Annotated in this window: 14 protein-coding genes; 4 read left to right on the top strand and 10 right to left on the bottom strand. The window is 63.8% G+C overall.

What is annotated here, in order from left to right:
• Positions 1 to 610: 610 nt before the first annotated feature.
• On the bottom strand, positions 611 to 1000 hold the full coding sequence (locus ABIB56_RS17475; RefSeq protein WP_354570504.1) for a VOC family protein: 390 nt from the start codon (positions 998 to 1000) through the stop codon (positions 611 to 613).
• Positions 997 to 1332 (bottom strand): ArsR/SmtB family transcription factor, encoded by a 336-nt coding sequence (locus ABIB56_RS17470; RefSeq protein ID WP_354570503.1) that lies wholly within the window; start codon positions 1330 to 1332, stop codon positions 997 to 999. The genes ABIB56_RS17475 and ABIB56_RS17470 overlap by 4 nt, the downstream gene beginning before the upstream one ends.
• A 137-nt stretch (positions 1333 to 1469) precedes the next feature.
• Here ABIB56_RS17470 and ABIB56_RS17465 point away from each other — a divergent pair, with 137 nt between their 5' ends.
• The 4 genes from ABIB56_RS17465 (at position 1470) to ABIB56_RS17450 (ending at position 3424) form a co-directional block, all read left to right on the top strand.
• Positions 1470 to 2012 (top strand): dihydrofolate reductase family protein, encoded by a 543-nt coding sequence (locus ABIB56_RS17465; protein ID WP_354570502.1) that lies wholly within the window; start codon positions 1470 to 1472, stop codon positions 2010 to 2012.
• 77 nt (positions 2013 to 2089) lie between these two features.
• Positions 2090 to 2371, top strand: a complete 282-nt coding sequence (locus ABIB56_RS17460; protein WP_354570501.1) for a hypothetical protein — start codon at positions 2090 to 2092, stop codon at positions 2369 to 2371.
• 74 nt (positions 2372 to 2445) lie between these two features.
• Positions 2446 to 3231 (top strand): hypothetical protein, encoded by a 786-nt coding sequence (locus ABIB56_RS17455; protein WP_354570500.1) that lies wholly within the window; start codon positions 2446 to 2448, stop codon positions 3229 to 3231.
• Positions 3232 to 3235: 4 nt separating this feature from the next.
• Positions 3236 to 3424, top strand: a complete 189-nt coding sequence (locus ABIB56_RS17450; RefSeq protein WP_354570499.1) for a hypothetical protein — start codon at positions 3236 to 3238, stop codon at positions 3422 to 3424.
• Between the two features lie 95 nt (positions 3425 to 3519).
• Here the strand turns inward: ABIB56_RS17450 and ABIB56_RS17445 are convergent, their stop codons facing one another.
• From ABIB56_RS17445 to ABIB56_RS17410, 8 genes are read right to left on the bottom strand one after another with little or no spacing between them, the layout of a single operon-like run.
• Entirely contained in the window at positions 3520 to 3690 is a 171-nt protein-coding gene (locus ABIB56_RS17445) for a CsbD family protein (RefSeq protein ID WP_354570498.1), read from the bottom strand.
• Positions 3691 to 3747: 57 nt separating this feature from the next.
• A complete protein-coding gene (locus ABIB56_RS17440) occupies positions 3748 to 4020 on the bottom strand; it encodes a hypothetical protein (RefSeq protein ID WP_354570497.1) in 273 nt (90 codons plus the stop codon).
• 32 nt (positions 4021 to 4052) lie between these two features.
• Positions 4053 to 4295, bottom strand: coding sequence for a hypothetical protein (locus ABIB56_RS17435; RefSeq protein ID WP_354570496.1), 243 nt, complete (start codon positions 4293 to 4295; stop codon positions 4053 to 4055).
• Positions 4296 to 4310: 15 nt separating this feature from the next.
• Positions 4311 to 4946: a hypothetical protein gene (locus ABIB56_RS17430; protein ID WP_354570495.1), complete on the bottom strand. Its 636-nt coding sequence runs from the start codon at positions 4944 to 4946 to the stop codon at positions 4311 to 4313.
• Entirely contained in the window at positions 4943 to 5527 is a 585-nt protein-coding gene (locus ABIB56_RS17425; protein WP_354570494.1) for an Asp23/Gls24 family envelope stress response protein, read from the bottom strand. The genes ABIB56_RS17430 and ABIB56_RS17425 overlap by 4 nt, the downstream gene beginning before the upstream one ends.
• Entirely contained in the window at positions 5524 to 5901 is a 378-nt protein-coding gene (locus tag ABIB56_RS17420) for a hypothetical protein (RefSeq protein WP_354570493.1), read from the bottom strand. The genes ABIB56_RS17425 and ABIB56_RS17420 overlap by 4 nt, the downstream gene beginning before the upstream one ends.
• Complete coding sequence (locus ABIB56_RS17415; protein ID WP_354570492.1) at positions 5898 to 6089, bottom strand: DUF2273 domain-containing protein; 192 nt, start codon at positions 6087 to 6089, stop codon at positions 5898 to 5900. Before ABIB56_RS17415 ends, ABIB56_RS17420 begins: the two co-directional genes overlap by 4 nt.
• Positions 6086 to 6526 carry an Asp23/Gls24 family envelope stress response protein gene (locus ABIB56_RS17410; RefSeq protein ID WP_354570491.1) on the bottom strand — a complete coding sequence of 147 codons (441 nt, stop codon included), beginning with the start codon at positions 6524 to 6526 and terminating at the stop codon, positions 6086 to 6088. The genes ABIB56_RS17415 and ABIB56_RS17410 overlap by 4 nt, the downstream gene beginning before the upstream one ends.
• Positions 6527 to 6555 lie beyond the last annotated feature (29 nt).

Below are 6555 nucleotides of genomic sequence, written 5' to 3'. Positions count from 1 at the left end.
CGGGGGGGGCGGGGGGGCGGGGGTTGTGGCGGGGGTGGTGGGGGCCCCCCCCCCCCCCCCCCCCCCCCCCCCCCCAACCGCCACGGATGGATCCGGAGTCAGGTTGTGGCGCAACTCACGGTGAGCCGCGACATCCATGCCACGAAAGCGGCGTGCTTGTCGGCGGAGCCGCGATTCCCTAGACCAACTATATGGATTCAGCGGTCCGCAGTCGTGGGGTGCAATCCGGCGCTCTGGCAGTTGTCGTGGTCGTGGGTTTCTCCTTTCTGACATTCTTCTATGTGCCGTCTTTCGTTGCCAACCTTGGCGCAAGCGTGGTTCCAACGAGTGCCTATTGGCTGGTTGTTGCTCCAGCCGCATTTATCGTCACGCTCCTAAGTTGTACTTCAGTGGCGAAGAGTCGCACATGGAGGTGGACGCTGGCCACCGCGACCTGCCTATTGCTCGTCATTGGGCTGGCGGGCTCGGTTTTCTACGATGAATGGCTGGAAACACAGCCGGGCGGCCGCGGCGCCTCGGTCTCGACCTCATCGACGAACGGTGTTTCGACGAGGGCCTCGTCTTCCTGCGCTACAGGGTTCGCTGAACTACTTTCGTCGCGGATGACCGCCTAGCCGGCCTGGTGGGCGATCTGGATCAGGTTGCCACAGGTGTCGTCGAGAACCGCCGTGGTCACCGGTCCCATCGCCGTGGGCTCCAGGGTGAAGCGCACCCCGAGGCTGCGGAGCCTCTCGTACTCGGCCGCGACGTCGTCGACAGCGAACGAGTTGTACGGGATGCCGTCGGCGACAAGCGCCTCCTTGAATGGCTTCACTGCCGGATGGCCGCTGGGTTCGAGGAGAAGTTCGGTGCCGCCCGGATCCTGCGGGGACACGACGGTCAGCCACCGGTCTTCACCCAACGGAACATCATTCTTCTTTATGAAACCCAGCATCTCGGTATAAAACCGGAGCGCCTTCTCCTGGTCGTCGACGAACACACTCGTCAGGGTGATTCTCATCTCTGTTCCCTTCTTCCTTCTGTTTCGATGTCGCCGTCGAGGTGGTCGTTGGCGTTGTTGATGGATATGTTGAGCCATCGCTGGACGATCGGTTCGAGCGGCCCGGTATTGATGTAGTGAAACTTGAAGCGGCCTTCGCGACTGGTCTCGACCAGGCCGGCAGCCTCGAGAATCTCCAGATGCTGCGAGATCGCCTGCCGAGACGAACCGAGCCCGTGGTTCGTCATCAGTCGCGCGCAGATCTCGAAGAGCGTCTGCCCATTTCGCTTGGTCAGCTCATCGAGGATCGTCCGGCGAGTGGGGTCGGCCAGAGCCTTAAACACGTCAACCACAGGCTCACTGTAGGCAAGTTAACGCTTGCCTATCAAGTGCAGTATCTTCGCATCCCGCGCGTGCTGGCTACTTCGTAGGATCCCGAGCAGTCGAAAGGCGGCGCACCAAGGTCGGGGGTCTGCGGGACGATTGCTGCATGACAACGCAGTACTACACCGCCACTTCGCTCGATGGCTACCTCGCCGATGCCGAGAACTCTCTCGACTGGCTCTTGCAGTTCGGGGACGGGTCCGGCGATGCCTATGAGCAGTTCATCGCCGATGTCGGCGCGGTGGTGATGGGGTCCACGACGTACGAGTGGATACTGAACCAGCAGGTACTCGAGGATCCGGATCATCCGACAGCATGGGTCTATTTGCAGCCGACCTGGGTGTTCAGCAGCCGCGAGCAGCGTGTTGTGGAGGGCGCTGACATCCGCTTCGTCCGTGGGGATGTCGCCGCGGTGCACGCCGACATGGCAGCCGTTGCCGTGGGCAAGAATATCTGGATCGTCGGTGGAGGGGACCTTGCCGGGCAGTTCCACGATCGGGGACTGCTCGACGAGCTGATCATCTGGGTTGCGCCGGTGACGCTCGGGAGTGGCGCTCCGCTACTGCCACGCTCGATCGTCACTCCGCCGATGACGTTGACCAGCGTGAGCATGGAGGGTCCATTCGCCCAGCTGCGCTACGCGGTGTAGTCGTGCGAGCCGTCGGTGTCGCCCTTGCATTCATCGCTCGCGGAATTCCTGCCAGCCGCTTACCTCAGAATGGCTAGGTGGATTCGAAGACGGCGCGCAGCCTCATCGCGACAGTGAGGGCCGTCGGGCAGTCATCCTCGGATCCGACCGAACCGAGCGAGTGGCGTGCAACGCGCGACGGTTTCGTGGATGCCCTCGACCCATCCGGTCATCATGGCGACGTCGACAACGAGCTGATCCGCTCGCTCATCGAGTGGCTCGGTGAGACGCGACCCTCCCGCGAATCGCGGCAGACGGGAACCGAATGGGAGAAGACAGTGGATGACGCCACGACGCGGTTGCTCGGCGAGCTTCGCTAGGGGAAAAGTCGTCCGATCATCCGGCCCAGCCCGTCTATCCTCGATAGGGACGCGATCGAGAGGAGCCCGACGACGTGGCTGATGAGACCCTTCGCTTACCGAGCACGCGATTTCAGGCGGTTTTCGAACTGGGGGAGAAGCGCGCAGCGGCGATCCCGCTTCCTTCGGCGCTCTCGAAACCGGAGGTCTTCGCCGAGTGGATCGAGGAAGATCTCGCCGTCGCCCTCTACATCGGTTTCGAGGATGGACAGCTTCACGTTGATCGCACCGCGGCCGGCATCGAGCACCACTTTCACGATGCGAGCGGCGAGACGACCTCGAAGAGCCCGTGGGGCTCCGCCGACACAGTGACCCTTCTCGAGTGGGCTTCGGTGCTCTCCGCCAACTTCTTCGCGCGGATGCCCGACCTGATGGAGGACATCGAGGAGGCCGCAGCCTGGCAGGAGCAGGGGTATCCGCTCTATGTCTGCGAGACCGATCCCGCCCATCTCGACCTGGTCGATGTGGAGATCGAGGGCGAGATCCTCACCCTGCCATGGCTGGGTGCCGGGCAGGTCAATGACGAGCATCTCGATGGCGACAATCATCCGATCGCGCTGCTCTGGAATCCGGATGCGACGGTGACGCCGGACCGGATGATCGCCAGGGCCTCGGTCGACGTCGAGACCGGCGAACCCGTGACGGCCGCCGAGCCCGGTATCGACTGGAATGCTGTCGGCCTTCCGCAGGACGAGGTGCTCGGATGGTTGGAGAGCACCTACATGAACCACCACATCACACCGGATGCCGCGGTCGAGCTGATCCGCGCGGTGCTGGAGCGCATGGGCGGCCTCGACGCTGACGGATCAGAGGAGCGCTGACCCCATGACACCGACCCAGTTCTTCACATCGTGCGTGGTGGGGACGCCAGAGAGCCAGTGTAACGACACGAATCCTGCCAGGTCCGACGTGGGCGTCGTTATCGTCATCGTGGTGCTCGTCGTGGTCGCGGTGGTGCTGATTTCGAGCCTCTACCGGCGCTATCGGAAAGAAATCAGGCGGCACGACAAGTAGCGCTGTAGCCCACCATGGAAGAGCAGAAGTGGGCAACTCACCGAAAACGCGGTGTCACCGAATGGTTCGCGTGACACCACGCTTCTGGCGAGGACCTACTTGAAGGCGTCCTTGACGTTCTCGCCGGCCTTCTTCACGCTGGCGCTGGCCTGGTCGGCCTTGCCTTCGGCGGCGAGTTTGTCGTTGTCCGTCGCCTTTCCTGCAGCCTCTTTGGCCTTGCCGCCCAGATCCTGCGTGGCGTTCTCGATCTTGTCTGATGCGCTCATGGTGAGCTCCTTACTGTTCGGTGTCGACGGATATCGACGGGGGATACGAGACTGCTGCTAGCGCCGGGTGGCGCGAGCGATGGTGGCGCCGACGATCGCACCGAGCAGCGAAACGACGAGCAGAACTACCGCCGGGTTGTCGCGCTGCTGCTGGCGGATGAAGTCGCCGGCCTTGTCGACCACGCGGGAGACAGATGATTCGGCGTCGAAGTCGTCGAACATATCCTTCGCGGACTTGACGGCTTCGCCGGCTACGGACCGTGCGGAGTCGAGTGCGTCGCTCGCGGTCGAGGTCGCGTCGTCGATGAGGTCGCTGGTTGAGCTGGCCATGATTTCTCCTTGGATTCGGTGGGGTAGGGAAACTACTTCGTGAGGCTCTTCGTATATTTGGCGGCCTTCTTGGAGGCGGCGCGAGCCGCCTTGCCGAGCTTCTTTGCCGCGTTCTTGCGGGCTTTGCGCGATTCCGGCTCCTTCCAGAGGCGCTCGGCCTGCTGCCGCACTGTCTCCGGCTGCTTGCCCCTCCGCTTCTTTCCGCCGTTGGCCTGGGTGCCGAGTACGTAGGCGATGAGAACGGCGCCGATCACGATGATCACTTTGCTGCGCATGAGATGCTCCTTCGTTTAGGCGGTTGCCCGTTCAGGCAGCCGGTTCGGCTTGGACACACGACTCGCGAATCCGCCGTTGATCTTGATGAAGACCGGCGTCTCCGCACCGAGAACTTGGTCCCAACGCCGCACGAGTTGGTCAATGTAGTCCCGGATGTCCCGCGGCGACACCCCCCGCCGGGCACTGACGGTGATCTGCATGGTCGCGACCCCGCGCACGGCATAGGTGGAGACGCTGGAGGAGGCGATACCGGTGTAGTTCTTCAACGCGACGGCGATGGATCGCTCTGCGACCACGGAGCTCACCATGATGGATCCGGCGGCGGAGGTGTCCGAGCCGGTGGCCTTCCTGGTAAGCAGCGTTCCACTGCGTCCGTGACCCTGGCGAAAGATGAAGACCAGGAGCAGCGCGATCAGCACAACCGCCACGATGGCGACGACGAGCAGGAGCCAGCTCTGGCCGGTGTTTCCCAGCGGGGTGCCCTTGATGACATCCGTTGTGCTTCCGGCGACATTCTTCGCACCGTCTCGCCAGCTGGCGAGCCAGTCGGGCACAGCGGCGGCGACCGCCACGCCTCCACCGAGTACCAGAAGCACAAAGCCGAAGAGGAAGATGCCGATGCGGTTCAGGGCGCGATTGGTGTTGTTCACGCTCCCACCACCCCCTTGCTCGCGACGATCACCCTGTGGCCCAGCGCCGGAGTGAGGTTCATCCGTTCCAGTTCGTCGGCCACCGCTTCGTCGATCGCGTCGCGGTCGAGCGGCCAGCCGGAACTCGGCTGAATGTGCACCTCGGCCATCCGGTGAGACACCGACACGACCACCTGGTCGGGATCGATGTCGACAGCGCGGCTGGCACGACGGGCGAGAGCGGATGCGACAGCCCGGTTGTCGACGGCCATCGCGGTACGCTCGGTGCCGCCGCGATGATCCGCGCGGCGTCCTGGTGTGAGGGCAGCAATCAGGATCACCAGCCCGATCACGCCGACCACGGCTCCGGTCGCGATGAGCGTCGGCGTGGTGACGGCTGTCGGTAGTGCAAGCGTGGCAAGGAGTGCGGCTTTGGGGGCCAGGAGCAGCGGTGGCTGCTGCAGCAGAGCCAGCACGGCTTCGATCGCCACAAAGGCGAGAACCAGGATGAGGATCACGGCCAGCGTGATCGCGAGCCCGGCCTTCGGGGAATGCGTCTCCCGTCGGACCACCCGCCGGTAGATGGCGTCGTGGTTGGTCATTGGACTCTCTCCTCTCCTTCGATGTGTGCGTCGTTGAGTCGCAGATTGACCCGGCCGATGGATGATCCGGTCAGCTCGCGCACCCTGTCGCGGATGGTGGTCTGTGCGGCGGTCGCGCGGTCGATGATCGATCCGCTGACGTCCGACTGCATGGCCTTGCGCCCGGTGGCGGTCAGCGAGATGACGCTGATCGCCGCGGATGTGGTGACCTCGAGGAGGCCTTTATCGTCGGCCAGCTCGACGCCGACCTGCCGAGCGGTGACACCCATCGCCTCAGCGGTGATGGCCGACACGACCCCTTTGATCGCACGCGATGAGACCCTGTTGCGGCCGTGAAACGTGTCGGTGTCGGCGGTCACTGCGGCTGAGGTCATGACGAGGAACGCTTCCCCCGGAAGGCATCAGCGACGTTTCGCAGGTCGATCTTGCCGTCGATGACACGGGCGACGATCGCGCCCACCGCCATGGCGACCGCCACGAAGACGAACGGCCAGAAGCCGAGGGTGACCCAGGTGAGCGCGAGGACCGCGCCGACCAGGATGCCGGTAACCGTGTGGGTCACTGAACTCGCGCCCTCGAGTCATCCTCGACGACGGTGGTGTCGTCCGAGGGGATGTGCACGTCGTTGATGGTCACGTTGACCTCCGTGACATCCATGCCGACCAGGTTCTGGATCGCGCGGTAGACGGATGCGCGCACGTCATCGGCGACCTTCTGCAGCGGCATCGGATACTCGGCGACGATGGTGATGTCGACGGCGACCTGGGTCTCCCCGACCTCGACGCTCACGCCCTGGGTGAGGTCCGTGTTGTTGATGGCGTCACGGATGACTCCGAGCGCACGGGCTGCACCGCCTCCGAGTGCGAAGACGCCGGCAACCTCGCGAGTGGCGATACCGGCGACCTTCGCGATGACGCTGTCGTCGATCACCGTCTTGCCGGCGCCGTTGCTGCTGGGAATCTGGGTTCCTGCCGTGGTGGGAACTGTGGTGTTTGCCATGTCAATGTCTCCTGAGAATATCGGCGCCG

It is taken from the genome of Glaciihabitans sp. UYNi722 (assembly GCF_040549465.1).
Lineage (GTDB): Bacteria > Actinomycetota > Actinomycetes > Actinomycetales > Microbacteriaceae > Lacisediminihabitans.
This window is presented reverse-complemented; position numbering and strand designations above follow the sequence as displayed.

Coding starts and splice junctions, on each gene's coding strand:
- ABIB56_RS17475 (WP_354570504.1), bottom strand. CDS start 1,000: ATGAGAATCACCCTGACGAGTGTGTTCGTCGACGACCAGGAGAAGGCG.
- ABIB56_RS17465 (WP_354570502.1), top strand. CDS start 1,470: ATGACAACGCAGTACTACACCGCCACTTCGCTCGATGGCTACCTCGCC.
- ABIB56_RS17450 (WP_354570499.1), top strand. CDS start 3,236: ATGACACCGACCCAGTTCTTCACATCGTGCGTGGTGGGGACGCCAGAG.
- ABIB56_RS17445 (WP_354570498.1), bottom strand. CDS start 3,690: ATGAGCGCATCAGACAAGATCGAGAACGCCACGCAGGATCTGGGCGGC.
- ABIB56_RS17440 (WP_354570497.1), bottom strand. CDS start 4,020: ATGGCCAGCTCAACCAGCGACCTCATCGACGACGCGACCTCGACCGCG.
- ABIB56_RS17435 (WP_354570496.1), bottom strand. CDS start 4,295: ATGCGCAGCAAAGTGATCATCGTGATCGGCGCCGTTCTCATCGCCTAC.
- ABIB56_RS17425 (WP_354570494.1), bottom strand. CDS start 5,527: ATGACCAACCACGACGCCATCTACCGGCGGGTGGTCCGACGGGAGACG.
- ABIB56_RS17420 (WP_354570493.1), bottom strand. CDS start 5,901: ATGACCTCAGCCGCAGTGACCGCCGACACCGACACGTTTCACGGCCGC.
- ABIB56_RS17410 (WP_354570491.1), bottom strand. CDS start 6,526: ATGGCAAACACCACAGTTCCCACCACGGCAGGAACCCAGATTCCCAGC.